The organism is Streptomyces sp. NPDC049541 (assembly GCF_044465725.1).
In the GTDB taxonomy this organism is placed as follows: domain Bacteria; phylum Actinomycetota; class Actinomycetes; order Streptomycetales; family Streptomycetaceae; genus Streptomyces.
This window is the reverse complement of sequence record NZ_JBITLY010000006.1, coordinates 553,763-578,217: the sequence shown is the minus strand read 5'-3', so window position 1 is coordinate 578,217 and position 24,455 is coordinate 553,763. Positions and strand designations below refer to the sequence as shown.

Below are 24,455 nucleotides of genomic sequence, written 5' to 3'. Positions count from 1 at the left end.
GCACCCCCTGCACTCGCACGCCCCGCCGCAACTGCCCCGGAGGAGAAAGAGCATGAGCCGCAGCGACGTCCTGGTCGACGCCGACTGGGTCGAGGCCAACCTCGACAACCCCAGCATCGCGATCGTGGAGGTGGACGAAGACACGTCCGCCTACGAGAAGAACCACATCAGGAACGCGATCCGCATCGACTGGACCAAGGACCTTCAGGACCCGGTCCGCCGCGACTTCATCGACCAGGAGGGCTTCGAGAAGCTCCTGTCCGCCAAGGGCATCGCCAACGACACACTGGTGATCCTCTACGGCGGCAACAACAACTGGTTCGCGTCCTACGCCTACTGGTACTTCAAGCTCTACGGTCACGAGAACGTCAAGCTCCTCGACGGTGGCCGCAAGAAGTGGGAGCTGGACGCCCGCGAGCTGGTCGAGGAGATCCCGGAGCGCGCCGAGACCACCTACAAGGCCAAGCCCCAGAACAAGGCGATCCGCGCCTTCCGCGACGACGTCGTCGCCGCGATCGGTTCGCAGAACCTGGTCGACGTGCGTTCGCCCGACGAGTTCTCCGGCAAGCTGCTCGCCCCCGCGCACCTGCCGCAGGAGCAGTCGCAGCGTCCGGGTCACGTCCCGACCGCCCGCAACATCCCGTGGTCGAAGAACGCCAACGACGACGGCACCTTCAAGTCGGACGACGAGCTCAAGGAGCTCTACGCCGAGGAGCAGGTGGACCTGTCCAAGGACACCATCGCCTACTGCCGCATCGGTGAGCGCTCGGCCCTGACCTGGTTCGTCCTGCACGAGCTGCTCGGTGTCGAGAACGTCAAGAACTACGACGGCTCGTGGACCGAGTACGGCAGCCTCGTCGGCGTCCCGATCGAGCTCGGCGCCAACAAGTAAGACCCAACCCGCAAATCCCGACCGGCCTTCCTCCGGTCAGACCCCTCTTGGAGAAAGACATGTGTGGAGCGAAGGCCGGCGGCCCGGACGCCTCGACGATCAAGCCCGGTGAGACCACCATCCAGGGCCAGGTGACGAAGGACGGCGAGCCCGTCGTCGGTTACGTCCGCCTCCTGGACTCGACCGGTGAGTTCACCGCGGAGGTCCCGACCTCCGCCACCGGACAGTTCCGCTTCTACGCCGCCGAGGGCACCTGGACCGTCCGCGCCCTCGTCCCCGGCGCCACCGCGGACCGCACCGTCGTCGCCCAGCAGGGCGGCCTCGCGGAGGTCGCGATCGCGGTCTGACCCGCCGACCACCCAAGGGCCGCACCCCCCGGGGTGCGGCCCTTCGGCGTGCCCGGGCCTACGCTGGAGGCATGCTGGCACGTCGGCGTCACGTTTATTTCGCCATGATGGGCACCTGCATCACGCTGTTCGTCCTGGCCTGGGGAGTCGTACGCATCTGGTCGGTCCCGGTGGCGGTCGGGATGTGCGTGGTGGCGATGGTCATCCCTCCGGTCGCCGCCATGGTCGCCAACCGCCGGGGTCCGGACGACCGCTGGTGGGACGATCCGTCCGGCGATCCGAAGTCCGACGAGTGGTGGGACGAGCTGGACGGCAAGAAGCGGCCGAGGTCCTAGCGGCTCGGCGGACCGGCTCCGTAGAAGCGTCTCAGGAGACCGGCTCCGTGGCGCGTCTCAGTAGACGAGAGCCTGCGTCTCGTCGCCCAGGGCCTCCTGGACGAACACCTGCGCCCCCGCGATCCGTACGCCCTCGATGACGTCCTTCTCCGTGATGTCCCGGCGGGCCGCGCACTGGGTGCACAGCGTGACGTGGCCGGCGGCGAGGATCGCGTCGAGCAGGTCGGGCAGCGGGGCCGCGTGCGGGAGTTCGAACTCGGCGGCGCGGCCCGGCAGGGCGAACCATGCGGACTCGCCGGTCAGCCACAGGGAGACGTCGACTCCGCTGGCCACGGCCACCGCCGCCACCGTGAACGCCTGCGAGCACCGCTCGGGCGCGTCGGCGCCCGCCGTCACCTTGATCACGAGCTTCTTCGCCATGGCCGAATCGTAATCAACGCCCCTACAACCAGCAGTGCCGGCCATGGGTCTCCTGTGAGCGCGCGTACGGAATGCGCGCTTCAAGTTTGTGGGGGGACGTGTTGGAAGTACCCGAAGAGGTGGTCGAAGCGCCGGTTGCGGAGGTTGCGCCGGATGCGTCCGGCCGCCGCGGCCGCACCGCTCTGCTCATCGCCGGCGCCGCACTCCTCGGCGTGGTCACCGGCACCTGCACCGGCTATCTGATCCAGGCCGACCGCAGCCCGACGGCCCTGCCCCCGCTGTCACAGCCGAAGCTTTCACAGGCGACGGGCAAGGCACCCGCACCGCTGTCCGCCGCCCAGGACCGCCAGGTGAAGACCGACGGTGACCTGCGCAAGCTGCTGCTGAAGAAGCCGGGCGGCGCGAAGACGGCGGCCTGGCTGGCCGGCGGCGACGGCTGGATGGACCTGACCGAGTACGCCGAGGACTTCGAGAAGCCCGGCACCATGTTCGGCAACCTCGTCCGCGACGAGTTCCGCCGCGCGGCGGTCACCGGCTGGGAGACCGACGGCAGACAGACCGTGGAGATCCGGCTGGTCCAGTTCCGCCAGCAGGAGTCCCTGGAGGCCGCCGACTCCAGCGACAACAGCCAGTACTGGGCGGACCGGGAGTCCGGCACCGACAGCTGGTCCGTCCCGGGGACGGGCAGCGGTATGGCGTACGTCCACAACCGTCCGGACACCAAGGCCGGCTATGTGCCGCTGTACAGCGCGGAGGCCCACGCGTACCGCGGTGACATCGCCATGGAGGTCTGGATCTACGACACCAAGCCGATCACCAAGGCCAGGATCATGGACCTGGCCGAGCGGCAGATGGAGCGGCTGTGAGCGAGAACGTCAACGAGCCGGTCCAGCCGGTCCAGCCGGTCCAGCCGGTCGAGCCGCTCGAGCCGGTCGAGCCGGTCGAGCCGGTCGTGCCGGTACAGGCGGTCGAGCCGGTCGTGCCGGTACAGGCGGGTGAGCCGGTCGTGCCGGTACAGGCGGGTGAGCCGGTCGTGCCGGTACAGGCGGTCGAGCCGGTCGTGCCGGTACAGGCGGTCGAGCTAGGTGAGCCGGTACAGGCGGTCGAGCCGGTCGAGCCGGTACAGCCGGTCGAGCCGGATGAGCCGGTACAGGCGGGTGAGCCGGTACAGGCAGTCGAGCCGGTCGAGCCGGTACAGCCGGTACAGGCGGTCGAGCCGGTACAGCCGGTACAGCCGGTACAGGCGGTCGAGCCGGTGCAGCCGGTGCAGCCGGTACAGCCGGTACAGGCGGTCGAGCCGGTGCAGCCGGTTGAGCTCACCGTCGCTTCCGAGCAGCCCGCCGCCCCCGTCGGCAGGCCCCGCCGTCGTGGCCGTATCGTTGCCGTCGCCGGGTCCGCCCTGCTGGCCGTGGCAGTGGCCGTCGGCGTCGGCTACACCGTCGTCACCGTGAACGGCGCCGATCGCGACGCCGGTGCGGCCGTCTGGAAGTTCCCGAAGCAGAAGAGCGCCGAGAGCGAGAAGAAGGCCCGCGCCAAGGGGCTCTCCGGGATGCTCCTGACCTACACCGACGGCTGGAAACCCGGCCCCGACCTCGGCAACTTCGCCGCCGACACCGAGCTCAGCGGCGCCCAGGCCACCGCCCTGCGCAAGGAGTCGCTGCGGAACCTGCCGCGCACCCAGCGCAGACAGCTGGAGAAGCTGATCGACAAGCAGCACATCGAGGGCATGGCGATGCGCAGCTACGTCAAGGGGGCCGGCAGCGAGTTCTTCTCGGACACCGCCGTAGCCGTGAACATCCAGCTGTCCCAGATGAAGAACAGGGCCGCCGTCCGGAACATCTCGGCGTCCCAGAACGAGTTCCTCGACAGGCTCGACGTCTTCCGCAAGGGGCCGAAGATCGAGGGCTACAAGGACGCCGCGTGCTTCCTGCCGCCCAAGGACTCCAGCGAGGACCTGGAGGCGATGTTCTGCTCCGCCTACCGGGGAAACGTGCTGGTCACCGTCACCGCGGACGGGGTCAAGCCGTTCGACTCCAAGGGGATCGCGCAGCTCCTGAAGGACCAGCTCGACCGCATCGCCGAGCCGGGAGAGGCCGTATGACCGAGCAGACCGAGCAGACCGAGCAGACCGAGCAGACCGAGCAGACCGAGCAGACCGAGCAGACCGAGCAGACCGAGCAGACCGAGCAGACCGAGCCCACCGTGCAGACCGAGCCCACCGTGCAGACCGAGCCCACCGTGCAGAGCGAGCCGCAGGCCGTTGTGGTCCCGCCGCAGCCGTCGGCCCCGGACGAGGACCCGGCCCCCGCCCCGGCGAGGAAGAACCGCCGAGTGCTGAACGCGGCCCTTCGCTGGACCGCCGCCGTCGTGGTGTTCGCGGCGGCCGGTGCGGGGACGGCGTACGGCATCCAGTCGATGAAGCGGACCGACGTACCGGGGCTGGCGACGCAGTCGGACGGACGCTGGGACTACCCGACGCTCGTCAGGCCGCCGCTGCCCTCCGGCAGTCCGGGGCCCTTCGCCGAGGACAACACGGCCGGCGCCCACTACGCCGACCTGCGTGAACTCGTCCTGCCCGCACCCCGGGGAGCGGTGCAGGACGAGAAGCTGCGCGGCAAGGACGGCTGGCTGGCGACGAAGGACTTCCTGGCCGAGTTCGCTCCGGGCTCCGCCCGCGACGACCTGCGGCAGGAGATCGTCGACGATGGTCTGCGGCACATCGCGGCCCGCGGCTGGACCACGCCGGACGGCACGCGCACCCGCGTCTACCTGCTGCAGTTCGGCACGGCGGAGGTCGTGGACCAGCTGTTCTCCCAAGAGGCCCCGATCGACGGCCCCCGACAGCAGGTGCGCGGCGCGGACGGCTCCGTCTTCGACACGGACTTCCCGGCCGAGGCCCACGACCACAATGTCAACTACTCCGTCTACCTCGAGGAGAGGCCGCACGGCGCCGAGCAGACCCGGCAGGGATACCTCTCCGCCGGTGACGTCCTCGCGGTGATCCTGCAGTCCAGGAAGGGTGCGGCGAAGGCCGTACCGTTCCGGCAGACGGTGGCCCTGCAGAGCGAACTGCTCGGCTGACGTCCGCCCGAGTCCCGCTTGGGCGTACCTCACAAGGAGTGCCGGACCCCGGCCGCGTAAGCTGGGGCCCGGCCTTTGTGTACCGCCCACCCTCAGCTCATCAAGGAGCACCCCGTGCTTGAGGCATTCTTCGAAGCCCTGCTGATCCTGGTCTGCGTCGGCGTCCTCGCCTTCGCCGGGCTGACCGTGAAGAAGCTGTACCAGGGCCAGCGCTGACCCCCATCAAGGTCCCCTCAAGGAACTGCCGACCCATGATCGAGATCCCGTCCGACCTCCACAAGGACCTCGTCCCCCTCGCCTTCCTGCTCGGCAGCTGGGCGGGCGCGGGCGTGCACGACTTCCCCGGTGCCGAGAAGTGCAACTTCGGGCAGGAGGTCACCTTCAGCCATGACGGCCGGGACTTCCTGGAGTACCAGTCCCGCACCTGGGTGCTGGACAACGACGGCAACAAGGTCCGCCCGCTGGAGTCCGAGCACGGCTTCTGGCGCATCGACGCCGACCGCAAGGTCGAGGTGACGATGGTCCGCGACGACGGTGTCGTCGAGATCTGGTACGGCGAGATGGCCGACAAGAAGCCGCAGATCGACCTGGTCACGGACGCGGTCGCCCGGACGGCCGCCTCCGGCCCGTACAGCGGCGGCAAGCGCCTGTACGGCTACGTCAAGAGCGACCTCATGTGGGTCGGCGAGAAGCAGACCCCCGAGGTCGAGCTGCGCCCCTACATGTCGGCGCACCTGAAGAAGGTCGTCACCCCGGAGGACGTCGAGCGCTGGGCCAAGGCCCTGCCGGACGACATGCCGGACGACGGCATCGCGTTCTTCAAGTAGTCCGGCCGTGCCGAGCAGCCCCGTGGCGTTTTCCGAGTAGTTCTGACAAGTACAAGTAGTTCTAGACTCTTCGGTGTGGTGAGCACCGACTGGAAGAGCGACCTCAGGCAGCGCGGCTACCGGCTGACGCCGCAGCGGCAACTCGTGCTCGAAGCCGTGGACGCCCTGGAGCACGCGACCCCCGACGACATCCTCACGGAAGTGAAGAAGACGGCGTCGGGGGTCAACATTTCCACGGTCTACCGGACGCTGGAGCTGCTGGAGGAGCTGGGCCTCGTCAGCCACGCCCACCTCGGGCACGGGGCGCCGACGTACCACCTCGCGGACCGGCACCACCACATCCACCTGGTCTGCCGGGACTGCCAGAACGTGATCGAGGCCGATGTGTCGGTGGCCGCCGAGTTCACCGCGAAGCTGCGGCGGGAGTTCGGCTTCGAGACGGACATGAAGCACTTCGCGATCTTCGGCAGATGCCGGGACTGCTCGCTGAAGAGTTCAACTACCGAGTCGTAGGCTTGTGCATATGAAGAGCCCCCTCCTGTCCCTGCCCGGCGCCGTCCCCGCCGAGGGCGTGGACGAAGGCGTCGCCGCCCACTACGGCGAACTGTTCCGCGAGCAGCGCGCCCTCGCCGACGGCACCGGTTTCGTCGACCTCTCGCACCGCGGGGTCGTCACCGTCACCGGCGAGGACCGTCTGAGCTGGCTGCACCTGCTCCTCACCCAGCACGTCAGCGACCTCCCGGCCGGCCAGGCCACCGAGGCGCTGATCCTGTCCGCGCACGGGCACATCGAGCATGCGCTGTATCTGGTCGACGACGGCGAGACGGTCTGGGCGCATGTCGAACCGGGCACCCAGGACGCGCTGATCGCGTACCTGGAGTCGATGAAGTTCTTCTACAAGGTCGAAGTGGCCGACCGAACGGCCGAGTTCGCGGTCGTGTACCTGCCGGCTGGCTCGATCGCCGAGGTGCCGGAGGGCGTCGCCGTACGCGAGACGCCGTACGGCCGCGACCTGTTCCTCCCGCGCACGGACCTCGAGTCGTACGCGGAGAAGGCCGGCCCGCCCGCCGGGATCCTGGCGTACGAGGCGCTGCGCGTCGAACAGCACCGCCCGCGCCTGGGCTTCGAGACCGACCACCGCACCATCCCGCACGAGCTGGGCTGGATCGGTACGGCGGTGCATCTGCAGAAGGGCTGCTACCGGGGCCAGGAGACGGTGGCTCGGGTGCAGAACCTGGGGAAGCCGCCGCGCCGCCTGGTCTTCCTGCACCTGGACGGCAGCGAGGTCCACCTCCCCACGCCCGGCACGGAGATCCGCCTCGCTGACGAGGACCCCGACGGCCGCAAGATCGGCTTCATCACGACCTCCGTACGCCACCACGAGCTGGGCCCGGTCGCACTGGCCCTGGTGAAGCGCAACGTCCCGGTGGACGCGCGGCTGGTGGCGGGGGACACGGCGGCGGCGCAGGAAGTGATCGTCGAGCCGTAGGTCCCCCGTTGTCAGCGTGGTACGGCGACCTTGGCGGCCAGGGCGAAGCCCGAGCCGGTGATGGTCACGGCAGTGCCGAGGGCCTCCATCACGCCCGGCATCACCAGCAGCACGGTGATGCCGCCGACCAGGGTCGCGACAGCGATGATCACCGCCGTGATCGCGTTCGACATGGGAAGCCGCGCGACGCCGGGGCCGGTGGCCTGCGGTGGTGGCGTGGGCGGGTCCTCCGGGGTCTGTCCTGCGGGTGGTCGGTGTTCCATGCCGCTTCTCCCTTCAACGCGTTTTCAGCCCAGGTGAGACTCGGAGGACGCGGTAGCAGCCGCATATTCCGTGCTCCGAGAGATGCCCGTCGGCGGGGTACTCCAACACGGTGCGGCTGTACGGGATTTGGGGCGGAAGAACAAGGGAGACGGGGGTCCGCCGTCTGCCGTACCGAAAGCACGACTGGGGCCCCGGCCGGGAAGTGATCCGGCTGGGGCCGCCCCTGTCTTCGGAACCCGCTGCTACGGGTTCCGGGAGTCGGCTGCCATGGGGTCGAACGCCTGGCTCACCTGGGCTGACAGGGAGAAGCTTCCGCCAACTCCATCAAGTTGGCAACCAACTACGATTAAGTTATCCCCACCTGGTCCCCACTGATAAACAACTCTCGAAGAACTGCCCTAAGACGACGACAGGTTGTAGCCTTTGGCCGCTCACATCTCCAGCAGAACGGTGAACGGCCCGTCGTTCGTCAGGGACACCCGCATCTTGGCGCCGAACCGGCCCGTGGCCACCGTCGCGCCCAGTGCCCGCAGCTGGGCGACGACCTCGTCGACCAGGGGCTCGGCGACGTCCCCCGGCGCGGCGGCGTTCCAGGTGGGGCGGCGGCCCTTGCGGGCGTCGCCGTAGAGCGTGAACTGGCTGACGACGAGGAGCGGGGCGTCGATGTCGCTGCACGACTTCTCGTCATTCAGCATGCGGATCGACCACAGCTTGCGCGCGAGTTGCGCCGCTTTCTCCTTGGTGTCCTCGTGTGTGACTCCCACCAGGGCGCACAGGCCCTCACCACGGATCTCCCCGACCGTCTCGCCGTCGACGACGACGCTCGCGCCGTCGACCCTCTGCACCACTGCTCGCATGCAGCCATGATGCCGTGCGGACGGGGGCGACCCGCTGAGGGGTTCGTCAATGATCCTTAACCCCCCATCTGGGGCTGTTCGGGGGCACTCGGTCACATAGCGGCCACTTGGGGTGGCACGATGCTCCCACACGCCGGTCGAGGGGACGGTTGAGGCACATGAGCACACCGAGTACTGGGCAGCCTCCTGGGGTTGTCTCGCTGATCCGCGCGGGAGAGCGGGCGCCGCTGCGGCCGCCCGTGCAGCGCACGGACAGCCCGGACAGCGGGGAAGGCAGAGAGAGCGGGGACAGCCTCGGCGGCCCGCGACTGCCCGACGGTCCGCCCGAGCACGATCTGGCCGTGCTGAGCCTGCCCGAACTGCGCACCCTGCGCAGGGACGCGCAGCGCGACGAGGCGGACCTCAGCTATGTACGGCGACTGCTCCAGGGCCGAATCGACATCCTGCGCGCCGAGCTGGCGCGGAGGTCGCCTGCAGGAGCGGCCTCCGTCGTCGAGCGCCTCCCGGAGATCCTCACGGACGCCCCGGCCCGCCACCGCTCCTCGGCCCGCCACGTCACCCTGGGCACACCCCACAGCGAGGAGTATCGGCAGCTGGCTGCCGACATGCTTGCCGAGGTCGAACTCTCCGACCTGGCCGCACGCACGGACCTGGAGCTGAACACCGCGATGGGCCGTCTCGTCGGGTACGAGCAGCAGGTCTCCCGGCGCCGGCAGCGACTGCAGCACACGACAGACGAGTGCAGCGCCGAGATCGCGCGACGGTACCGGGACGGGGAGGCTCAGGTGGACGACCTGCTCGTGTGACGGTACGACGCCCTCTGGGAAACCACCGCCGCTGGGCCGACACTCTTCTGGTGACCTCTGATACGGCGCAGACGGAACCGGTGGCAGCAGATGCGGAGAACCTGCGCGAGCTGATCGTCCGAGCCCGCTTCGTCCTCTTCGCATTCGACGGGCCGATCTGCCGCCTGTTCGCGGGGTATCCGGCACGGGATGTCGCAGCGTGCTTGGTGTCCTGGCTGGAGGGTCAGGGGTTTCGGGGGCTGTTGACGCCAGAGGAGAGGCAGCACCCGGATCCGCAGGTCGTCCTGCACGCGGTCAACGAGCGCCGTCCGTGCAGTGATCTGCTGGGCGAGTTGGAGGAGTTGCTGACGCAGCACGAACTCGAGGCGGCCCGGACCGCGTACCCCACGGTCTGGGCGGATCCGCTGATACGCACATGGACAGCCGTCGGCACGCGGCTCGCCGTGGTGACCAACAATTCCGCGCGTACGGTGACCCGGTATCTCGGCGGCCGTCAGCTGCTCGGCTGCTTCGCCCCGCACATCTACGGTCGTACGAGCAACCTCGACCTGCTGAAACCGCATCCGCACATCCTCAACCAGGCCGTACACGCCATGGGCGCCACCCCTTCAGCCACTTTGGTGATCGGTGGCAGCCCTGGGGACCACGAGGCGGCACGGCGGGCGGGCATACCCTTCCTCGGCCATGCGCGCACCGAGACGTCCGCGTGCCTGCTCAGGAACGCGGGTGCCGAGACCGTCGTGTCCTCCCTGCAGCCGCTCCTGGAACTGGTGCGCGAGCTGCACTGAAATTCGTGCGACGTCCTCCTTCCCGCCACCTACCGTGGCCCTCATGACCTCCGCACACTCCGCTATCGACGTCCGCCCGATCACCGAGGCCGAATTCCCCGAATGGATCCGCGCGGTGAAGGCCGGTTTCCTTCAGGGGCCCACCCCTTGGGAGACCGAAGTCGAGTCCCGCCGCACCCAGTTCGAGCCCGGACGCTACCTCGGCGCCTTCGACGGGGTCCGGTGTGTGGCGACGTTCCGCTCCTTCGCCCAGGAGGTCACCGCGGTGGGCGGCGCCGCGGTCGAGGCCGACGCCGTCTCCGGCGTCACCGTCACGGCCACCCACCGCCGTCGCGGCCTGCTCACCCGCATGATGAACCGGGACCTCGCCGCGGCGAAGGAGCGCGGGGACGTCGTGGCCACGCTCATCGCCGCCGAGTACCCGATCTACGGCCGCTTCGGCTTCGGCCCCGCCACCTCCGCCGCCGAGTGGACCGTCGATCTCCCGCGCACCGGCCTCGACACCCGCTGGTCGGGCCCGGAGGGTGGCGCCCGTATCGACCTGGTCGACCCCGAGGACGTCCGCAAGATCGGCCCTGAGCTGCACGACCGCTTCCGCCGCGCGACCCCGGGCGCTGTCAGCCGCGGTGACTGGTGGTGGCAGCTCAACACCGGTGCCGTGCGTGTCGACCCGAAGTGGACGGAGCCCTTCTTCGCCGCGTACCGCTCGGCCGACGGCACGCTGGAGGGGTTGGTCGCGTACGAGGTGGACGACAACTGGGGTGACGCCAAGCAGCCGGCCGACACGGCGACGGTCCGCGGCCTGATCACCACGACCCCGGCCGCCGAGCAGGCCCTGTGGCGCTACCTCGCCTCGATCGACTGGGTCACCCGCCTCAAGAGTGGTCAGCGGGCCCCCGACGATTTGCTTCCTCTCCTGCTGCCGGACCCGAGAGCCGCCGGTATCACCTCGCAGACGGACTGGTTGTGGGTTCGGATCCTGGACGTCGTACGGGCTCTGGAGGCGCGGACGTACGAGGGTGCGGGCTCGGTGGTGCTGGAGGTGAGCGACCCCGGTGGGTTCACCGGCGGGCGCTACCGGCTGGAGGCCTCGCCGCAGGGCGCGTCCTGCACGCCGACGACAAGCAGCGCCGAACTCTCCCTGCCTGTCGCTGAGTTGGCGCGGCTGTGGCTGGGCGACGAGTCGGCGCTGAGGCTTGCGGCACTGGGCCGGGTGCGGGAAGAACGAGCGGGCGCCGCCCAGGTGGCCGACGCCCTGCTGCGTACGTCCAGGCGGCCTTGGTGCCCGGACATGTTCTGAGGCCTCCTTCCGGCAGGCGGTGTCGATGACTCATCCGTAGCTGTGCTCTGAAGTTGTGACTGTGCGATCAGATCTCTTCGGTTGTGGCTGTGCTGCGGAGCTGTTCTGTTGTCGGTGTTCAGTTGTGACTGTGCGCTTGGCACAGACTGGCCGGGCTCCCGGCTCCCCTCCGGAAGGGAGCCCGGCCAGCCGGAAACGGGTCCGGCCGACGGAAAGTCAGCTCGGTTGGGCGAGCAGCATCACGAGGATCACTGCTCCCAGGCCGCTGATCGCGGTGTTCCTGGCCTTGAGTCCGAGGGACAGGGCGACGAAGGCGATGATGCCCATCGGCCCGTACCTCCACTGGATGAGCTGCTCGAATCCGATGGCGAGGGCCGCCATGGCGAGGGCGACGAGAGGCATGGAGTTCATCCTTCCGAGCGGCGGAGCGGGCTCCGCCGATATGAGGTGCTGAGCCGCCAGAACAACCAACCACCGGAAAGTGCAACCATGTTGAGTAAGTTGGTTACCAACTTACTCCAAGTTATGCTTAGTTGGAAGTCTCTGGTTACCATCTTCTGGATAACTGCCGAAAGATGGCTCGAAGTTGTAATCTTCCGATGTGAACGCGGACGACGCCCCACCCAACGGGCAGCAGCGGGCCCCGCGGCCTGAGCCGTCGCACAAAGCGGTGGCCGACGAACTGCGTGGGCGGATCAAGGCCGGTGTGCTCAGGCCGGGGCAGCGCATGCCCACCCAGGCGATGCTGGCCGACGAGTTCGGCGTCGAGCGTGGCGCGGTCCGACAGGCGCTGCGCATCCTGCAGTCGGAGAACCTGCTCACCAACGTGTCGAAGGGAAGCCCCGCGACCGTCGCCTCCCACCTGGGCGTCGGCAGGCCCCTGGGCGGCCCAGGGGCCCCGCCGACGCCTACGATGGCGGGGCTGGCCCCGCGTATGGCGGAGGCTTTTGCGGCCCCGCACGTGGAGATCGACGCGCTCTGTCTGACCGCCGTCTCCCTCAACCTCGCGATTGGCGAACCCCTGCGCCAGATCCATGCGGGGCGACTGAAACCGGCCAAGGTGGACGTCCGCGTCCTGCTGCCCAGCCGCGACATCGACCTGGCCTTCCCGACACCGGTGGACGCGTCCGCCGACGGCCGGCTGCAGCGCCGCTGGCTGTCCCAGCGCAACGCTCAGGGCCAGGTCCTCAGTCACAACCTGCTCGCCCTGCGCAGCACGCACGGCATCGACGTGCATGTCTCTTTCCGCGCCCTGCCCTTCACCCCGCCCGTGAAGCTGTACCTGCTCAACGGCACGGAGGCGCTCTTCGCGTACTACACGCTCACGCGGCGCGAGGAGCAGGTCGATCAGGAGCGCCTGGAGACGTACGCCGCCGAGGGCACACAGTCCATGCTGTTCGCCTTCGCGCAAGGCGCCGGCCTGCGTGACACCACCTTCGTGGAGCAGTCGCAGCTGTGGTTCGACGCCCTGTGGGAGACAATCAGTTCGGATCTCTCGCTGGAGAGCTGATCCCGGCCGGTTCACAACGCCGGCCTTGTGACCAGCAGGGCCAGGACCACCGCGCCGATGGTGCTGCAGGTGTGGTTGCGTGCCCTGATCCCGACGGCGAGCAGTATCAGCGCGACGATGCCGACCGGGCCGTACCGCCACTGGGCGAGTTGGTCGAGGGTCATGACGCAGACGGCGAGCAGGAAGGCGATCACGGGCACGGCGGTGCCTCCTTCGACCTGATGACTCGGCCAACTTGGCGAAGTTGGTTGCCAGTCGTCTTGAGTTGCTCCGAGTTGGCCGACATCTGAGAACAGCTTCCGAACAAGTCCCTGCGGATGGGTCGCAGTTGTAGCGTTTGGTCGTGACCCAGGAGAACGTGGCAGTGAACGGCAGGAGAAGGCACTCGCCCGAGGAGATCGCCGACATCCTCCGGGAACGCATCCGCTCGGGCGACCTCAAGGCGGGGGACCGGCTGCCCACCCAGGCCGAACTCTCCGACGAGTTCGGCGTGGAGCGGGGCACGGTCCGCCAGGCTCTGCGCGCCCTCCAGGAGGACGGGCTGCTCAGCAACGTCAGCAAGGGGAGCCCGCCGCGGATCGCCGTACCTCCTCGGAACGGTGACGAACCCCAGCCGACGATGGTGAGCCTCGCCCCACGCCTGGCTGCGGCGTTCGAGGCGGAGGAGGTGCGGATCGACGCGGCCTGCCTCACGGCGGAGACGTTGATGCTGGCCTTGGGAGAGCCGCTCCGCCTCATCCACGAGGGCCGCCTCCGACCCAGGTCCGTCGAGGTCCGCATCCTGCTGCCGTCGCGCGACATCAACCTCGCGTTCCCGGTCCCGGTCGACGGCCGTGACGACGACGACCCTGTCCATCAGCGCTGGCTGGCCATGCGCAACGCCCAGGGCCAGGTGCTTCGGCACAACCTGTTGGCCCTGCGCAGCACGTACGGCATCGACGTGCACGTCACCTTCCGCGCCCTGCCGTTCACCCCACCCGTCAAGCTCTACCTGCTCAACGGCTCCGAGGCGCTGATCGGGTATTACATGATCACCAAGCGGGAGGAGGAGTGGGGCAGCGAAACCTTCGAGATGTACGACGCCTTGGGCGGCATGTCGCTCCTCTTCTCCTTCGAGCAGAGAGGGGGCCAACGGGACGCCGCTTTTGTGGAGCAATCCCGGAAGTGGTTCGACGCCCTCTGGAAAACCATCACGACGGACCTGACGCTGAGCTGATGTCGCCCGTGGGCCGGATGCCGTCGACCACCGGGTGTGGCGCAGACTGAACCGGTGGCGACACAGACGGAGAACCTCCAGCAACTGATCACGCGAGCCCGTTACGTGCTCTTCGACTTCGACGGCCCCATCTGCCGTGTGTTTGCCGGACACAGCGCGGACGGCGTGGCCCGCGGACTCGTCCAGTGGCTCGACGGCCTGGAGGCAGGGCATCTGCTGACCGACGAGGAGAGGCAGACGACCGATCCCTGGGACGTGCTGCGGGCGGTCGGCCGCCGGCGTCCGGGAAGCGGTCTGGTGACCTCCCTGGAGGAGCGGCTCACTCGCGAGGAACTCAAGGCCGTATCGTCCTCCATGCCCACCCACTACGCGGACCCGCTTGTCCGCACCTGGGCGGCGAGTGGTGCGCAACTGGCCGTCACCACGAACAACTCCCCCCTGGCGGTGCGGAAGTACCTGGAGGGGCGACGACTGGACGACTGCTTCGCGCATGTCTGCGGGCGCACCCGGAACCCGGGCCTGCTCAAGCCGCATCCACACTGCCTTGAGCAGGCACTGCGTGCCTTCGGGGCGACCCCTTCGGACGCTCTGATGCTCGGCGATTCGCCCCCGGACGTCGAGGCGGCCCGGCGTGCCGGCGTCGCCTTCCTGGGCTACGCGCGCAACGAGAGGAAGGAGAAGGAGCTGCGGGAGGCGGGAGCCGGGTTCCTGGTGCACTCCCTGGACGAAGTGCTGGGGGTGCTCGCCGGGCCTTGAGCGGCCCTGCTCGGAGAGGCTCGTCGTGATCGTCACCGCTTCCTCCCCTCGCACATCCCTGCACGTGCCTGTCAATTGGATGGGTTGCCTGATGGTTACCTGCCCAACTGGACTGATCGACTAACCTTCGGCCGATCGGCTTACTTGTCGATCCCAGAAGTGGGCTGGTTCCGGACTGGAGGAGTACGATCGCTGCGTGAGCGAAGGACCCAACGGGCAGGTCGAAGAGCGGGCCGGGGACGGAGGCGGCGCCGAGTTCGAGCGTGTCAAGGGTGAACTGCTGAACCGCCTGACCAACGGGACGTACGCGCTCAACTCGAATCTGCCGCCTCAGCGCGACTTGGCGGTCGAGTTCGGTGTCTCCCGCGACACCGTCCAGAGGGTGCTGAAGACGCTCGTCAACGAGCGCTGGATCGAGTCACGACGGGGGAGTGGCTCCAGGGTCATCAGGACCGGGTCGCTCATCCCCTCCGTCAGCGGGGACAGCGTGTCGCTGGGGGCCGTGATCGACAAGGCCTTCGAAAGGGACGAGGTCGTCCTGGACGTCTTCACCCTGACATCCGAGACGCTGAACAGGCACATCGACCGGCAGGAGCAACGCATTCGCGGCGGTCTGGTGCCTGCTCCGCATCACATCGCCCTGCGCATGCTGCTGCCTGCCGAGAACCTGAGGGAGCGGCCCTACCCCGAGGCCGTGGACCCTCAGTACGAAGAGGCCGTACACCAGCGCCTGTTGGAGACCACCCAGTGGAACACGGCCGCCATCCACACAAAGCTCTACGACCTCAGGGCCGAGCGCAAGGTGAAGGACGTCGACCTGGAGGTCCGCCATGTGCGGCTGACGCCGACACTCAAGCTCTACCTGCTCAACGGCGAGGAAGTCCTGTTCGCTCCGTACATGCCGGTCGAACGGCCCGTCAACCTGCGGGCACTCGACAAGGACGTCCAGGCGATCGACGTGGAGGGTTTCGGCGCGCCGTTCACCTACATCGTCAAGGACAGCAGCGAGGACTCGCAGGCCTCGGCCGCCGTGACCACTTGGCAGTCCTGGTTCGACAAGGTCTGGGACGTGCTCGCAAGCGAGTGAACCCACGCTGCGGACTGTCCGTGACAGGAGGTCGTCCACATAGTGACACCACGTGGGATCGGGCATTCGATGGAGTACCGTGCCGCCTCATGTCGCTCCAACTGCTCCGCCGAGGGCATGGGTTGTTCGCGCGTATCGTCGCTGAATATCGCCTTCGGACGGCCCAGGAAATGGTGATCATGGGTCACCACAACATGAACCACGTCCAGAAGCTCGGACAGCCGCTGGCCCGGCTGCTGGGCGAACGGTCCGGCCAGGTCCGGGCCAAGTTCCGAACGCCCCTCCAGACGATCGAGGTGGTCCAGCGGACCTGGGCACACGAGTCGGACATTCTGAAAGCCGTCGCGCCCTACGTGAGTCGCACACCGCGCTGTCTCGCGGACTTCGGGGAGCTCTCCGTGTACTCGTATGTGCCCGGACGCGTGCTGTCCGACGCGGTGGGGAAGGGAACGATCGGCATGGACCGGCTGGCGCAGCTGGCCGACTTCTTCGCCGAGCTGGCCGACGTCCCGCCGGACGTCCTCCCGCCCCGGCCGCCGAACTGGCCCCTCTCCGGGGACAGCCTGGGCTTCCTGCATCATCTGGCGCGGTTCGTCGCGTCCCGGGTGCACTGGGCCAACCTGCCGCGTTTCGGCGAACTGTTCCGCGCGGTGGGCATCCCGGACGACGCGATGGAGCGCTTCCTGCGCGCCGTGCCGTCTCTGACCTCGCGGCCGTTCATCCTGCTCCACACCGATGTCCATCGGGGCAACCTCGTGCTCACCCCGGGGCTGGACGGCGAACAGATCGTGGTCATCGACTGGGAACTCGGCATGTACGGCGACCCTTTGCACGACCTGGCCATCCATGTCGTACGCATGGATTACGAGGAGACGGAACGGGACCACATGGTCCAGCGGTGGGCCGAGGCGATGCACCGCACCGGGCACTCGGCGGTGACGCAAGGCCTGGCCGACGACCTGCCCGTGTACCTGGGCTTCGAATACGCCCAGTCGGTGTTCCCCGATGTGATGCGCGCAGCCCTCACCCTGTCGGACCACCCGACGGACCAGGAGTTCGCCGGCGCCGCCACCCGGATATGCAGGGCGGTACGGCGCGCCCGGGAGCCGCTGGGGCTCCCGTATCTCCAGGTGGACGAGGAAGAGGCCGTGGTGGCGCTGAGGCGATGGCACGCGTCGGAGCAGCGGGCCGCGATGGCCGCCGGAAGCAGGAAGGGGTCCCGTGGATGGGACGAACCGCGCGAACAGCGGAACGACAAGCCGCAGAGCCCGCATCCGCGGGGCGGGGCGGTCGCGACGGCGGCGCGGTGGCTGATCGGAGCGACGTGGCTGATCGGGACGGCATGGCTGCTGGGGTAGCCGCCGCGCGGATGCTCTTCGGGGACGGCTCGGACGGCAAGGACGGTGCGCGCACCCGGTGTGTCCTTTTCGACTTCGACGGGCCCGTCTGCCGGCTGTTTCCTGAGGGCTCCTCGATCGTGCTGGCCGACCGGCTGCGGGCTCTCGTCGCTGACTTCGGCCTCACCCACCTGCTGACGGGGGAGGAACTGAACCACAAGGACCCCCACTTGGTGCTGCGCGCGATCCACGGGGCCCGATGGAAGGCGGACCCCGGCGCTCTCGGCGTCACAGACGAGGACCTCGCGGCCGTGGTGGACACACTGGAGCGGTGCGTGACGGTGGGGGAGATGGAGGCGGCGTGGTCCGCCTGGCCCACGCCGGATGCGGACAGTTTCGTCCGCAGGTTGGTCGGGGCCGGGCTGCGCCTGGCGATCGTCACCAACAACTCGCCGCTCGCGGCCGACCTCTACCTCCGCTCCCGTGGCCTGCGCGAGCACTTCACGGTCATCCACGGCCGGACCGCCGACCCCGACCTGATGAAGCCCCACCCGGACGTCCTGCTGCGAGCTCTGCGCAGCCTGGACCTCCCGCCGGAGGCGGCGGTGATGATCGGGGACACCCCGGCGGACGTCGAGGCCGCCGCACGGGCGGACGTCCGGTTCATCGGGTACGGCAGGAACGAGGCGAAGAGAGCCCGGCTGCGACAGGCCGGGACCGAAGTCGTGCTGGAGGCGTACGCTCCTTTGTCCGGCGAGCTGTGGGAGAGGGGTGCCCATGAGCCTGGAGTCGGCGCTGTGGGCGAGGCGGCGCGTCGATGACGACCTGTTGACCGGCGCCAAGGTCATCAAGGGTCCCCTGGAGGGCTATCACCACGAGACGTACGTGCTCCTGCTGCCGGGCGGAAAGCTGCCCGTCAAGTTCCGCGAGCCGCGCGAGGGGGTCCTCTGGCTCGACCGGCGCTGCTTCGCATCCGAAGAGCAACTGCTGCGCAGCCTGGCGGGGCACATCACGCCGATCCCCGATGTCGTCGCGGTCGAGGGCGTCGGACTTCAGAGGTTCATCGAGGGTCGCACCCTCCCCACACGCCGTATGGCGGGCGGACGGGTTCCTCACTCGGTGTTCGACCAGATCGTCGACCTGTTCCACGAAACGGTGCGCATCAGACCGGAGGATCTCTGGGCCGAACGACGCTGTGAGCACGAGGACCGTGCCGCGGACGGTGACACCGACGGCTTCCTGGACCTCCTGATCGTCTTCATGCAGGAGCAGGTCTACGCAAGGAACCTGCCGCGCTTCGAGGGCCTGTTCCATGAACTCGGCCTGACGCACGAGTCATTCACCTGGCTCAGGAAGCGCGTGTCCGGGATGAGGACCCGGCCGTTCTGCCTGCTCCACGCGGACCTGCACCGCAAGAACCTCATACTCGATCCACAGGGTCGGCTCTGGGTGATCGACTGGGAGCTGGCCACGCTCGGCGACCCCCTCTATGACCTGGCCACGCACCTGTACCTGATGCGGTATCCGCCTGTTCAGGGAGTCCGCATGGCCCAGGAGTGGTGCCGGGTGGTGGAGCGTGTCAGGCGCGGAAGCTCGTACGGCTGGGCGGAGGACCTGCCGAGGCTCCTCGCGTTCAAGCGAGCGCAGTCGGTGTTCACCGACGTCATCCGCACCACGACGTCGTTGAGCCGCGGACCGGAGTTCCACTGGGTGGCGTTGCCCCGGGCCGCCTGGCGACTCCAAGAGGTCCTGGCGGCTGCGGCCGAGCCGCTCGGCCTGGATACGCTGCCGACCCGGGCGCAGATCATGAGGGCACTCGTTCGACAGCACCTGGAACATGGGTGCTGACCCGCTGCGTAAGCTCTTCTCATGAGCGAGACGGCCTCCCCTGGGCCCGGCCTGCGTGAACGCAAGAAGCAGCGGATGTATCAAGAGGTCTCCGAGATCGCCGTCCGGCTGTTCCTGGAGCGCGGCTTCGATGCCGTGTCCGTCGCCGAGGTCGCCGCAGCCGCCGGGATCTCCAAGCCGACCCTCTTTCGGTACTTCCCGGCGAAGGAGGATCTCGTCCTGCACCGGATCGCCGATCACGAGGGGGAGGCCGCTCGGGTGGTGGCCGGGGGGCCCACGCCGCTCGCCGCGCTGCGGCGGCACTTTCTCGACGGGCTGGAGCGGGGCGATCCGGTCACCGGGCTCAACGACCATCCGCACGTCCTCGCCTTTCACTCCCTCCTCTACGGCACCCCCTCCCTCGTCGCCCGCGTGTACGCCTACCAGCAGCGGTCCGAGGCCGCCCTGGCCGAAGTCCTCGGCGGTGGGCTGGAGGCCCGGCTCGCCGCCGGGCAGATCGTTGCCGTGCAGCGGATTCTGGCCATGGAGAACTGGCGGCGGATCGCCGACGGGGAGCGGGTGGAGGACGTACGGGCGGATGCCCTGGCCGCGGCGGAGCGGGCGTTCGGGGTGCTGGCGGCGGGCCTGCCGCATCTCGCATAGGTGAGACTCGGTAAAATATTTAACCCGGTTACGTTAGTTGGGTACGCTTGTGCCCATGACGTCAGCCGACCCCGCCCCGCCCGCCCTGAAAGAGTCCCTCCACCGCGAACGCGCCCATCACGACCGCTGCCGCAGCGCCCTCGCCGCCATGGTCGACGGGGCCCAGGAGCAGGTCGTCACCGGGGAGGACGTCTCCGCCTCCGGTGCCGACGCCGAGGTGCTCGGGTACCGGCTGCGCAGTCGGGCGAAGGAGATGCGGGAGCTGCCCGAAGGGCCGTTGTTCTTCGGGCGGCTGGACACCGCCGAGCAGTCGCTGCACATCGGGCGGCTGCGGATCAGTGAGGACGTCGCCGCCCCGCCGCTGGTCGTCGACTGGCGGGCGCCCGTCTCCCGCGCCTTCTACCAGGCGAGCGCCGGCGACCCGCAGGGCGTCGCGGTCCGGCGCAGGTTCGGCTGGGCCCCCGGCAGCCGCGGCGACTCCGCCGACCTCACCGGCCTCGAGGACGAGCACCTCGACCGGGGCGAGTCCCGGGCGAGCGACATCGTCGCCCGGGAGATCGAGCGGCCCCGCGTCGGCCCCATGCGGGACATCGCGGCGACCATCCAGCCCGAGCAGGACGATCTCGTACGAGGGGATCTGGGCGTCTCCGTGTGCGTGCAGGGTGCTCCCGGCACCGGAAAGACCGCCGTCGGGCTGCACCGGGCCGCCTATCTCCTCTACACCCATCCGCAGCGCATGAAGCGCGGCGGACTGCTCATCCTCGGGCCCAACCGGACCTTCCTCTCCTACATCTCCCAGGTGCTTCCGGCCCTCGGCGAGACGGGCGTACGGCAGTCGACCCTCCAGGAGGAGATCGCCGCGCACCCGGTCAGGGGGACCGACAGCGAACGGGCCGCCGTCGTCAAGCACGACGCCCGGATGGCGGAGGTGCTGCGCCGGGCGCTGTACGCGCATGTCTCCAGCGAGGGGGTCGAGCCGCTGTCCGTGGACGACGGTTCCTACCGGTGGCGGGTCGGGGCCGGTGAACTCGTGCGGATCGTCGAGGGCGCACGGCGTGAGGAGCCGCCGTACGGGATCGGGCGTGAGCGGGTGCGGATGCGGGTCGTGCGGTGCATCCAGGAGCAGGCCGAGCGGCGGGCCGGGCCGCAGTCGAACGCCTGGGTGCAGAGGATCTCGCGGGCGCGGGCGGTCCGGGAGTACGTCGACGCCGTGTGGCCGCGGGTGCGGGCCGAGGAGGTCGTTGCCCGACTGTTCGCAGAACCAAGGGCGTTGGCTGTCGCCGCCGACGGGCTGCTGGACGCCGACGAGCAGCGGGCACTCCTGTGGGACAAGCCCCCGCGGTCGTGGAAGTCGGCTCGCTGGTCGGCCGCCGACCTGGTGCTTCTCGACGAGGTCGCCGGGCTCATCGGGCATCCCGAGGGGTACGGCCATGTCGTCGTCGACGAGGCGCAGGACCTCTCCCCGATGGAGTGCCGGGCCATCGCGCGGCGGGCGCCTTTCGGGTCGCTCACCGTGCTCGGCGATCTGGCGCAGGGGACCACGCCCTGGGCGGCGCGCTCCTGGGACACGGTCCTGCGGCACCTGGGGAAACCGGACGCGGCCGTGGTGCCGCTGACCACCGGCTTCCGGGTGCCTCGGGCCGTCGTCGCGCTCGCCAACCGGCTGTTGGAGCGGCTGGACGTCGACGTTCCGGCGGGGCGGTCGCTGCGCAGGGACGGAGCGCTGAGGGTGCGGGAGGCGGGGGCCGATCTGCCGGGTGCGGTCGTGGACGCCGTACGCGAGGCGCTCGGTCATGAGGGATCGGTCGGGGTCGTCGCCGCCGACGCCGATGTGGAACGGGTGACACAGGCGCTCGGCGCGGCCGGGATCGAGGCCGCGGGACCGGAGGAGCTCGGCGCCCGCGTGACCGTCGTACCGGCGGGGCTCGTCAAGGGACTGGAGTACGACCATGTCGTCGCCGTCGAGCCCGCGGCGATCGCGGAGGCGGAGGCGCGCGGGCTGCACCGGCTGTATGTCGTGCTGACCCGGGCGGTGTCGCGGCTGGATGTGGTGCACGGGCGGCCGCTGCCGTTCTAGCCCGGAGGGCCGAGGTCGGTGCGGCCGCCCGAGGGTCAGGCGGGGGCGTCGAGGAGGGGGATCAACTCCTGCTCCTCGTACGTCAGATGGGCTTCGAGGTCGAGCGTGAGGCGCTCGACCTCGGCGCGGGCGGCGGCCGGGTCCTCGGCGGCCAGCGCGCGGCGCAGCTCCGCCACCAGGACGGCGATCTGCTCGTGCTCCTCGCTCAGGCGCTTGAGTACCGGGTTCGCTTCGGGGCGACGGTCGGCGAGGAACGGGAACATCATCGTGTCCTCGCCGGTGTGGTGGTTGTGCAGCCCCTGGCAGAAGGTCAGGCAGTTGACGCGCAGCTGGGCGCCGAGGGTGCCGTTGCCCGCCGCCATCTCCTTGCGGATCAGGGCGAGTTCACGGCGGAACGCGTCGTGCACCACCTTGATCGCCTCGCCCGGCGAGGAGGCGTTGATCTGCCCGGGGCCACCGTCCGTGATCGCGTGCAGGGCGACCACCGGGATGATCCGCTCGGTCTTCCTCTGGTACTCCGCCCAGCCGGGGTCGGCCTCCACCGCCCGCGCCCAGGCTTGCTCCCGCTCCTCGCCTGTCAGTACGACGGCCTCGGCCTCGTACGTGAACACACCGCTCTCCACGGTGACCCGGGGGTGGGCGAGGAGATTGTGGTACCAGTCCGGGTGCTTGGGGGAGCCGGCCGCGGAGGCGATGACCAGGACACGTTCGGGGCCGTCTGGGAAGTAGGCGACGGGAGTGGTGTGCGGGGTGCCGGAGCGGGCGCCGGTGGTGGTCAGCAGGAGCAGCCGGCCACCCTCGAAGGGGCCGCCGACGCGGCCGTGGTGGGCGCGGAACTCGTCGATGACCTGCTGGTTGAAGTCGATGAACTTCTTGTTGTCGTCGTCGGGCATTCTCTTCTTTCTCTGCAGCTGGTGTCTTCCGAAGGATTCGAAGGCGGCGCAGAGAAAGAGGCGGGCTTCGCGCCCGCCGTGGCCTCACTCAGAGGCCGGGCACCCAACTCGCTCACGGCACAAGGCCGACCCGGCAGTCATGCCCGGACGATAACGTCCGACGTATGACTGACGCCACCGAGTTCCGGGCCGTTCCCACCACCACCCTCGCCGACCTCCTGGGCCACGGACAGGTCATGGACATCGGGATCCGCCCCCTGTGGGGGCCGCACGAGCGGGTGGCCGGACCGGCCTTCACCGTCAGCTGCCCGCCCGGCGACAACCTGATGCTGCACGCCGCCATCCACCGCGCCGGGCCCGGATCGGTCGTCGTCGTGGAGTCCGGCGACCTGGACTGGGCGCTCGCGGGCGGCAACGTCTGCGCCGTCGCCCAGCGGCGCGGTGTCGCGGCCTTCGTGCTCGACGGGCTGATCCGCGATCTGGCCGAGGTTCGGGAGGCACGGTTCCCGGTGTTCGCCCGCGGTGTCATCCCGATCCCGGGCGCCAAGTCAGCCGTACGGCCGCTGGGCGAGCCGGTGACGTGCGGTGGGGTACGCGTCGAGGCGGGCGACATCGTCGTGGCCGACGAGGAGGGCGTCGTCGTCGTGCCCGCCGCCCGCGGTGCCGAGGTGCTCACGGCCGCCCGGGCCAGGCTCGCGAAGGAGGCCGGCGAGTCGCCGGATGCGTGGGAGGCGGCACACCGGGCACGCGTCGACAAGATCCTGGCGGAGCGGGGGTTCGAGGGCTGATGCTGCTGAACCGGCTGCCCGTCGGCTACCGGCGGGTGGTGTGGGCGACGGCCTCGGCGATGGCGGCGGCCAGCGGTTCGGGGGCCTCCACCGGGAGGAAGAACACCGAGCCCGGGAGCGTCACCAGACGGGCGTTCGGGCAGCGCTCCAGGGTGCGGCGCTCGGCGTCGGTGAGCCCGCCGTCGCCCTTCTCGGCGTGGACGATCCAGGTCGGCACGCCCGCCTGGCACAGTCGGACGGCCCGCTGCTCGTCCTGGCGCAGCCACCGCGTGTACTCCAGCAGGATCAACCGCATGACCGCCGGGTCGTTCCTGTCGAAGTCGGCGCGTAGTTCGGCCTGACGCTCCGTGGACATCCGCATGTGCTTGAGCATCACCCCGGTGGCCTTGCCCAGCAGCCTCACCGGGATGCCGCCGAGTACGCGGCCCAGCGCCACGAGCGCGCGGAAGAACGCCGGATCGTCGGGTGAGCTGAGGCTGACGCCCGACAGCACGACCGGGCCGGAGAACGCGCCGGAGGTGACCATCTCCACCGCGACGCACGCGCCCATGCTGAACCCGGCCACGACGTCCGCCCGGATCTCGGCCGCGAGCTCCGCCGAAACCCGCGCGTAAGACGCCATGCTGCAGTCCTCAAGAGGCGGTGCCCCCGCGTGTCCCGGCATGGTCGCGGCGACCAGCCGCAGCCGTCCGAGCTCGGGTTGTGCCATCACCTCCGCGAACGAGTCGGCACTGCACATGCCCCCGGGAAGCAGCAGGACCGTGTCGGCGGCGTCTGCCGGGCCGGATTCGCGCAGCTGCCAGTCAGGGCCCATCACCCATCGCCTCCTTGCTGCCGTACGTTCCACGCTAGGAGCCTTGATCGTGCTGCGCGACCGGCGTGGGTGCCGGAGCGG

General features: G+C 69.4%; 29 protein-coding genes. 22 read left to right on the top strand and 7 right to left on the bottom strand.

From position 1 onward, the window contains the following. Window positions 1-52: 52 nt before the first annotated feature. The 3 genes from ACIBW9_RS25250 (at window position 53) to ACIBW9_RS25240 (ending at window position 1,574) form a co-directional block, all read left to right on the top strand. The gene (locus ACIBW9_RS25250) at window positions 53-892 is read left to right on the top strand and encodes a sulfurtransferase (protein WP_398958602.1); all 840 of its coding nucleotides are present in this window, start codon (window positions 53-55) and stop codon (window positions 890-892) included. A 59-nt stretch (window positions 893-951) separates the two neighbouring features. Next, entirely contained in the window at window positions 952-1,239 is a 288-nt protein-coding gene (locus tag ACIBW9_RS25245) for a DUF1416 domain-containing protein (protein WP_003991226.1), read from the top strand. Between the two features lie 71 nt (window positions 1,240-1,310). After that, a complete protein-coding gene (locus ACIBW9_RS25240; protein WP_115907338.1) occupies window positions 1,311-1,574 on the top strand; it encodes a DUF3099 domain-containing protein in 264 nt (87 codons plus the stop codon). Window positions 1,575-1,631: 57 nt separating this feature from the next. Here ACIBW9_RS25240 and ACIBW9_RS25235 read toward each other — a convergent pair whose 3' ends face one another. Then, the gene (locus ACIBW9_RS25235) at window positions 1,632-1,994 is read right to left on the bottom strand and encodes a DsrE family protein (protein WP_030941521.1); all 363 of its coding nucleotides are present in this window, start codon (window positions 1,992-1,994) and stop codon (window positions 1,632-1,634) included. A 98-nt stretch (window positions 1,995-2,092) separates the two neighbouring features. Between ACIBW9_RS25235 and ACIBW9_RS25230 the strand changes: the two genes are divergently transcribed. The 6 genes from ACIBW9_RS25230 (at window position 2,093) to ACIBW9_RS25205 (ending at window position 7,391) form a co-directional block, all read left to right on the top strand. Continuing rightward, window positions 2,093-2,860, top strand: coding sequence for a hypothetical protein (locus ACIBW9_RS25230; RefSeq protein WP_398958599.1), 768 nt, complete (start codon window positions 2,093-2,095; stop codon window positions 2,858-2,860). Continuing rightward, the gene (locus tag ACIBW9_RS25225) at window positions 2,857-4,095 is read left to right on the top strand and encodes a DUF4573 domain-containing protein (RefSeq protein WP_398958597.1); all 1,239 of its coding nucleotides are present in this window, start codon (window positions 2,857-2,859) and stop codon (window positions 4,093-4,095) included. Before ACIBW9_RS25230 ends, ACIBW9_RS25225 begins: the two co-directional genes overlap by 4 nt. Then, window positions 4,092-5,075, top strand: a complete 984-nt coding sequence (locus tag ACIBW9_RS25220; protein WP_398958595.1) for a hypothetical protein — start codon at window positions 4,092-4,094, stop codon at window positions 5,073-5,075. The genes ACIBW9_RS25225 and ACIBW9_RS25220 overlap by 4 nt, the downstream gene beginning before the upstream one ends. Before the next feature lie 251 nt (window positions 5,076-5,326). Then, entirely contained in the window at window positions 5,327-5,902 is a 576-nt protein-coding gene (locus tag ACIBW9_RS25215; RefSeq protein WP_344399504.1) for an FABP family protein, read from the top strand. A gap of 75 nt (window positions 5,903-5,977) precedes the next feature. Then, the gene (locus ACIBW9_RS25210) at window positions 5,978-6,415 is read left to right on the top strand and encodes a Fur family transcriptional regulator (protein ID WP_099929821.1); all 438 of its coding nucleotides are present in this window, start codon (window positions 5,978-5,980) and stop codon (window positions 6,413-6,415) included. A gap of 10 nt (window positions 6,416-6,425) precedes the next feature. Next, the gene (locus tag ACIBW9_RS25205) at window positions 6,426-7,391 is read left to right on the top strand and encodes a YgfZ/GcvT domain-containing protein (protein WP_398958593.1); all 966 of its coding nucleotides are present in this window, start codon (window positions 6,426-6,428) and stop codon (window positions 7,389-7,391) included. An 11-nt stretch (window positions 7,392-7,402) separates the two neighbouring features. Here ACIBW9_RS25205 and ACIBW9_RS25200 read toward each other — a convergent pair whose 3' ends face one another. Beyond that, window positions 7,403-7,654, bottom strand: a complete 252-nt coding sequence (locus ACIBW9_RS25200; RefSeq protein ID WP_398958591.1) for a hypothetical protein — start codon at window positions 7,652-7,654, stop codon at window positions 7,403-7,405. A 432-nt stretch (window positions 7,655-8,086) separates the two neighbouring features. Next, on the bottom strand, window positions 8,087-8,512 hold the full coding sequence (dtd, locus tag ACIBW9_RS25195) for a D-aminoacyl-tRNA deacylase (protein WP_398958589.1): 426 nt from the start codon (window positions 8,510-8,512) through the stop codon (window positions 8,087-8,089). Window positions 8,513-8,670: 158 nt separating this feature from the next. Here dtd and ACIBW9_RS25190 point away from each other — a divergent pair, with 158 nt between their 5' ends. From ACIBW9_RS25190 to ACIBW9_RS25180, 3 genes are read left to right on the top strand one after another with little or no spacing between them, the layout of a single operon-like run. Next, window positions 8,671-9,318 (top strand): aerial mycelium formation protein, encoded by a 648-nt coding sequence (locus tag ACIBW9_RS25190; protein ID WP_398958587.1) that lies wholly within the window; start codon window positions 8,671-8,673, stop codon window positions 9,316-9,318. Window positions 9,319-9,368: 50 nt separating this feature from the next. Beyond that, the gene (locus tag ACIBW9_RS25185) at window positions 9,369-10,106 is read left to right on the top strand and encodes an HAD family hydrolase (RefSeq protein ID WP_398958585.1); all 738 of its coding nucleotides are present in this window, start codon (window positions 9,369-9,371) and stop codon (window positions 10,104-10,106) included. Window positions 10,107-10,149: 43 nt separating this feature from the next. Beyond that, window positions 10,150-11,406: a GNAT family N-acetyltransferase gene (locus ACIBW9_RS25180; RefSeq protein WP_398958584.1), complete on the top strand. Its 1,257-nt coding sequence runs from the start codon at window positions 10,150-10,152 to the stop codon at window positions 11,404-11,406. Window positions 11,407-11,622: 216 nt separating this feature from the next. On the opposite strand, the gene ACIBW9_RS25175 is transcribed toward ACIBW9_RS25180, so the two are convergent. Continuing rightward, a complete protein-coding gene (locus ACIBW9_RS25175) occupies window positions 11,623-11,808 on the bottom strand; it encodes a hypothetical protein (RefSeq protein WP_398958582.1) in 186 nt (61 codons plus the stop codon). A gap of 268 nt (window positions 11,809-12,076) precedes the next feature. On the opposite strand from ACIBW9_RS25175, the gene ACIBW9_RS25170 reads away from it, so the two are divergent. Next, window positions 12,077-12,916, top strand: coding sequence for a winged helix-turn-helix domain-containing protein (locus tag ACIBW9_RS25170; RefSeq protein WP_398958725.1), 840 nt, complete (start codon window positions 12,077-12,079; stop codon window positions 12,914-12,916). Window positions 12,917-12,927: 11 nt separating this feature from the next. Here the strand turns inward: ACIBW9_RS25170 and ACIBW9_RS25165 are convergent, their stop codons facing one another. Further along, entirely contained in the window at window positions 12,928-13,116 is a 189-nt protein-coding gene (locus tag ACIBW9_RS25165; protein ID WP_398958580.1) for a hypothetical protein, read from the bottom strand. 137 nt (window positions 13,117-13,253) lie between these two features. Here ACIBW9_RS25165 and ACIBW9_RS25160 point away from each other — a divergent pair, with 137 nt between their 5' ends. The 8 genes from ACIBW9_RS25160 (at window position 13,254) to ACIBW9_RS25125 (ending at window position 21,879) form a co-directional block, all read left to right on the top strand. Next, window positions 13,254-14,132 carry a GntR family transcriptional regulator gene (locus tag ACIBW9_RS25160; protein ID WP_398958578.1) on the top strand — a complete coding sequence of 293 codons (879 nt, stop codon included), beginning with the start codon at window positions 13,254-13,256 and terminating at the stop codon, window positions 14,130-14,132. A gap of 54 nt (window positions 14,133-14,186) precedes the next feature. Continuing rightward, window positions 14,187-14,888: an HAD family hydrolase gene (locus tag ACIBW9_RS25155; protein WP_398958576.1), complete on the top strand. Its 702-nt coding sequence runs from the start codon at window positions 14,187-14,189 to the stop codon at window positions 14,886-14,888. 196 nt (window positions 14,889-15,084) lie between these two features. Then, window positions 15,085-15,975, top strand: coding sequence for a winged helix-turn-helix domain-containing protein (locus ACIBW9_RS25150; RefSeq protein ID WP_398958574.1), 891 nt, complete (start codon window positions 15,085-15,087; stop codon window positions 15,973-15,975). A 179-nt stretch (window positions 15,976-16,154) separates the two neighbouring features. Continuing rightward, on the top strand, window positions 16,155-17,333 hold the full coding sequence (locus tag ACIBW9_RS25145) for a phosphotransferase family protein (protein WP_398958572.1): 1,179 nt from the start codon (window positions 16,155-16,157) through the stop codon (window positions 17,331-17,333). Continuing rightward, window positions 17,318-18,133: an HAD family hydrolase gene (locus ACIBW9_RS25140; RefSeq protein WP_398958570.1), complete on the top strand. Its 816-nt coding sequence runs from the start codon at window positions 17,318-17,320 to the stop codon at window positions 18,131-18,133. The genes ACIBW9_RS25145 and ACIBW9_RS25140 overlap by 16 nt, the downstream gene beginning before the upstream one ends. Then, window positions 18,090-19,160 (top strand): aminoglycoside phosphotransferase family protein, encoded by a 1,071-nt coding sequence (locus ACIBW9_RS25135; RefSeq protein ID WP_398958568.1) that lies wholly within the window; start codon window positions 18,090-18,092, stop codon window positions 19,158-19,160. Before ACIBW9_RS25140 ends, ACIBW9_RS25135 begins: the two co-directional genes overlap by 44 nt. Window positions 19,161-19,181: 21 nt before the next feature. Continuing rightward, window positions 19,182-19,802: a TetR/AcrR family transcriptional regulator gene (locus ACIBW9_RS25130; protein WP_398958566.1), complete on the top strand. Its 621-nt coding sequence runs from the start codon at window positions 19,182-19,184 to the stop codon at window positions 19,800-19,802. Between the two features lie 55 nt (window positions 19,803-19,857). Continuing rightward, the gene (locus ACIBW9_RS25125) at window positions 19,858-21,879 is read left to right on the top strand and encodes a HelD family protein (protein ID WP_398958564.1); all 2,022 of its coding nucleotides are present in this window, start codon (window positions 19,858-19,860) and stop codon (window positions 21,877-21,879) included. Window positions 21,880-21,914: 35 nt separating this feature from the next. Here the strand turns inward: ACIBW9_RS25125 and ACIBW9_RS25120 are convergent, their stop codons facing one another. Then, complete coding sequence (locus tag ACIBW9_RS25120) at window positions 21,915-22,772, bottom strand: nitroreductase/quinone reductase family protein (RefSeq protein ID WP_398958562.1); 858 nt, start codon at window positions 22,770-22,772, stop codon at window positions 21,915-21,917. 164 nt (window positions 22,773-22,936) lie between these two features. On the opposite strand from ACIBW9_RS25120, the gene ACIBW9_RS25115 reads away from it, so the two are divergent. Next, window positions 22,937-23,560 carry an RraA family protein gene (locus ACIBW9_RS25115; RefSeq protein WP_398958560.1) on the top strand — a complete coding sequence of 208 codons (624 nt, stop codon included), beginning with the start codon at window positions 22,937-22,939 and terminating at the stop codon, window positions 23,558-23,560. 25 nt (window positions 23,561-23,585) lie between these two features. On the opposite strand, the gene ACIBW9_RS25110 is transcribed toward ACIBW9_RS25115, so the two are convergent. Then, entirely contained in the window at window positions 23,586-24,374 is a 789-nt protein-coding gene (locus tag ACIBW9_RS25110) for an alpha/beta fold hydrolase (RefSeq protein ID WP_398958558.1), read from the bottom strand. Window positions 24,375-24,455 lie beyond the last annotated feature (81 nt).

Bases quoted from the DNA above. Each gene is read 5' to 3' on its own strand.
- ACIBW9_RS25250 (WP_398958602.1), top strand. From the start codon at position 53: ATGAGCCGCAGCGACGTCCTGGTCGACGCCGACTGGGTCGAGGCCAAC.
- ACIBW9_RS25245 (WP_003991226.1), top strand. From the start codon at position 952: ATGTGTGGAGCGAAGGCCGGCGGCCCGGACGCCTCGACGATCAAGCCC.
- ACIBW9_RS25240 (WP_115907338.1), top strand. From the start codon at position 1,311: ATGCTGGCACGTCGGCGTCACGTTTATTTCGCCATGATGGGCACCTGC.
- ACIBW9_RS25235 (WP_030941521.1), bottom strand. From the start codon at position 1,994: ATGGCGAAGAAGCTCGTGATCAAGGTGACGGCGGGCGCCGACGCGCCC.
- ACIBW9_RS25220 (WP_398958595.1), top strand. From the start codon at position 4,092: ATGACCGAGCAGACCGAGCAGACCGAGCAGACCGAGCAGACCGAGCAG.
- ACIBW9_RS25215 (WP_344399504.1), top strand. From the start codon at position 5,327: ATGATCGAGATCCCGTCCGACCTCCACAAGGACCTCGTCCCCCTCGCC.
- ACIBW9_RS25205 (WP_398958593.1), top strand. From the start codon at position 6,426: ATGAAGAGCCCCCTCCTGTCCCTGCCCGGCGCCGTCCCCGCCGAGGGC.
- ACIBW9_RS25200 (WP_398958591.1), bottom strand. From the start codon at position 7,654: ATGGAACACCGACCACCCGCAGGACAGACCCCGGAGGACCCGCCCACG.
- dtd (WP_398958589.1), bottom strand. From the start codon at position 8,512: ATGCGAGCAGTGGTGCAGAGGGTCGACGGCGCGAGCGTCGTCGTCGAC.
- ACIBW9_RS25190 (WP_398958587.1), top strand. From the start codon at position 8,671: ATGAGCACACCGAGTACTGGGCAGCCTCCTGGGGTTGTCTCGCTGATC.
- ACIBW9_RS25180 (WP_398958584.1), top strand. From the start codon at position 10,150: ATGACCTCCGCACACTCCGCTATCGACGTCCGCCCGATCACCGAGGCC.
- ACIBW9_RS25175 (WP_398958582.1), bottom strand. From the start codon at position 11,808: ATGCCTCTCGTCGCCCTCGCCATGGCGGCCCTCGCCATCGGATTCGAG.
- ACIBW9_RS25145 (WP_398958572.1), top strand. From the start codon at position 16,155: ATGGGTCACCACAACATGAACCACGTCCAGAAGCTCGGACAGCCGCTG.
- ACIBW9_RS25140 (WP_398958570.1), top strand. From the start codon at position 17,318: ATGGCTGCTGGGGTAGCCGCCGCGCGGATGCTCTTCGGGGACGGCTCG.
- ACIBW9_RS25135 (WP_398958568.1), top strand. From the start codon at position 18,090: ATGAGCCTGGAGTCGGCGCTGTGGGCGAGGCGGCGCGTCGATGACGAC.
- ACIBW9_RS25130 (WP_398958566.1), top strand. From the start codon at position 19,182: ATGAGCGAGACGGCCTCCCCTGGGCCCGGCCTGCGTGAACGCAAGAAG.
- ACIBW9_RS25125 (WP_398958564.1), top strand. From the start codon at position 19,858: ATGACGTCAGCCGACCCCGCCCCGCCCGCCCTGAAAGAGTCCCTCCAC.
- ACIBW9_RS25120 (WP_398958562.1), bottom strand. From the start codon at position 22,772: ATGCCCGACGACGACAACAAGAAGTTCATCGACTTCAACCAGCAGGTC.
- ACIBW9_RS25115 (WP_398958560.1), top strand. From the start codon at position 22,937: ATGACTGACGCCACCGAGTTCCGGGCCGTTCCCACCACCACCCTCGCC.
- ACIBW9_RS25110 (WP_398958558.1), bottom strand. From the start codon at position 24,374: ATGGGCCCTGACTGGCAGCTGCGCGAATCCGGCCCGGCAGACGCCGCC.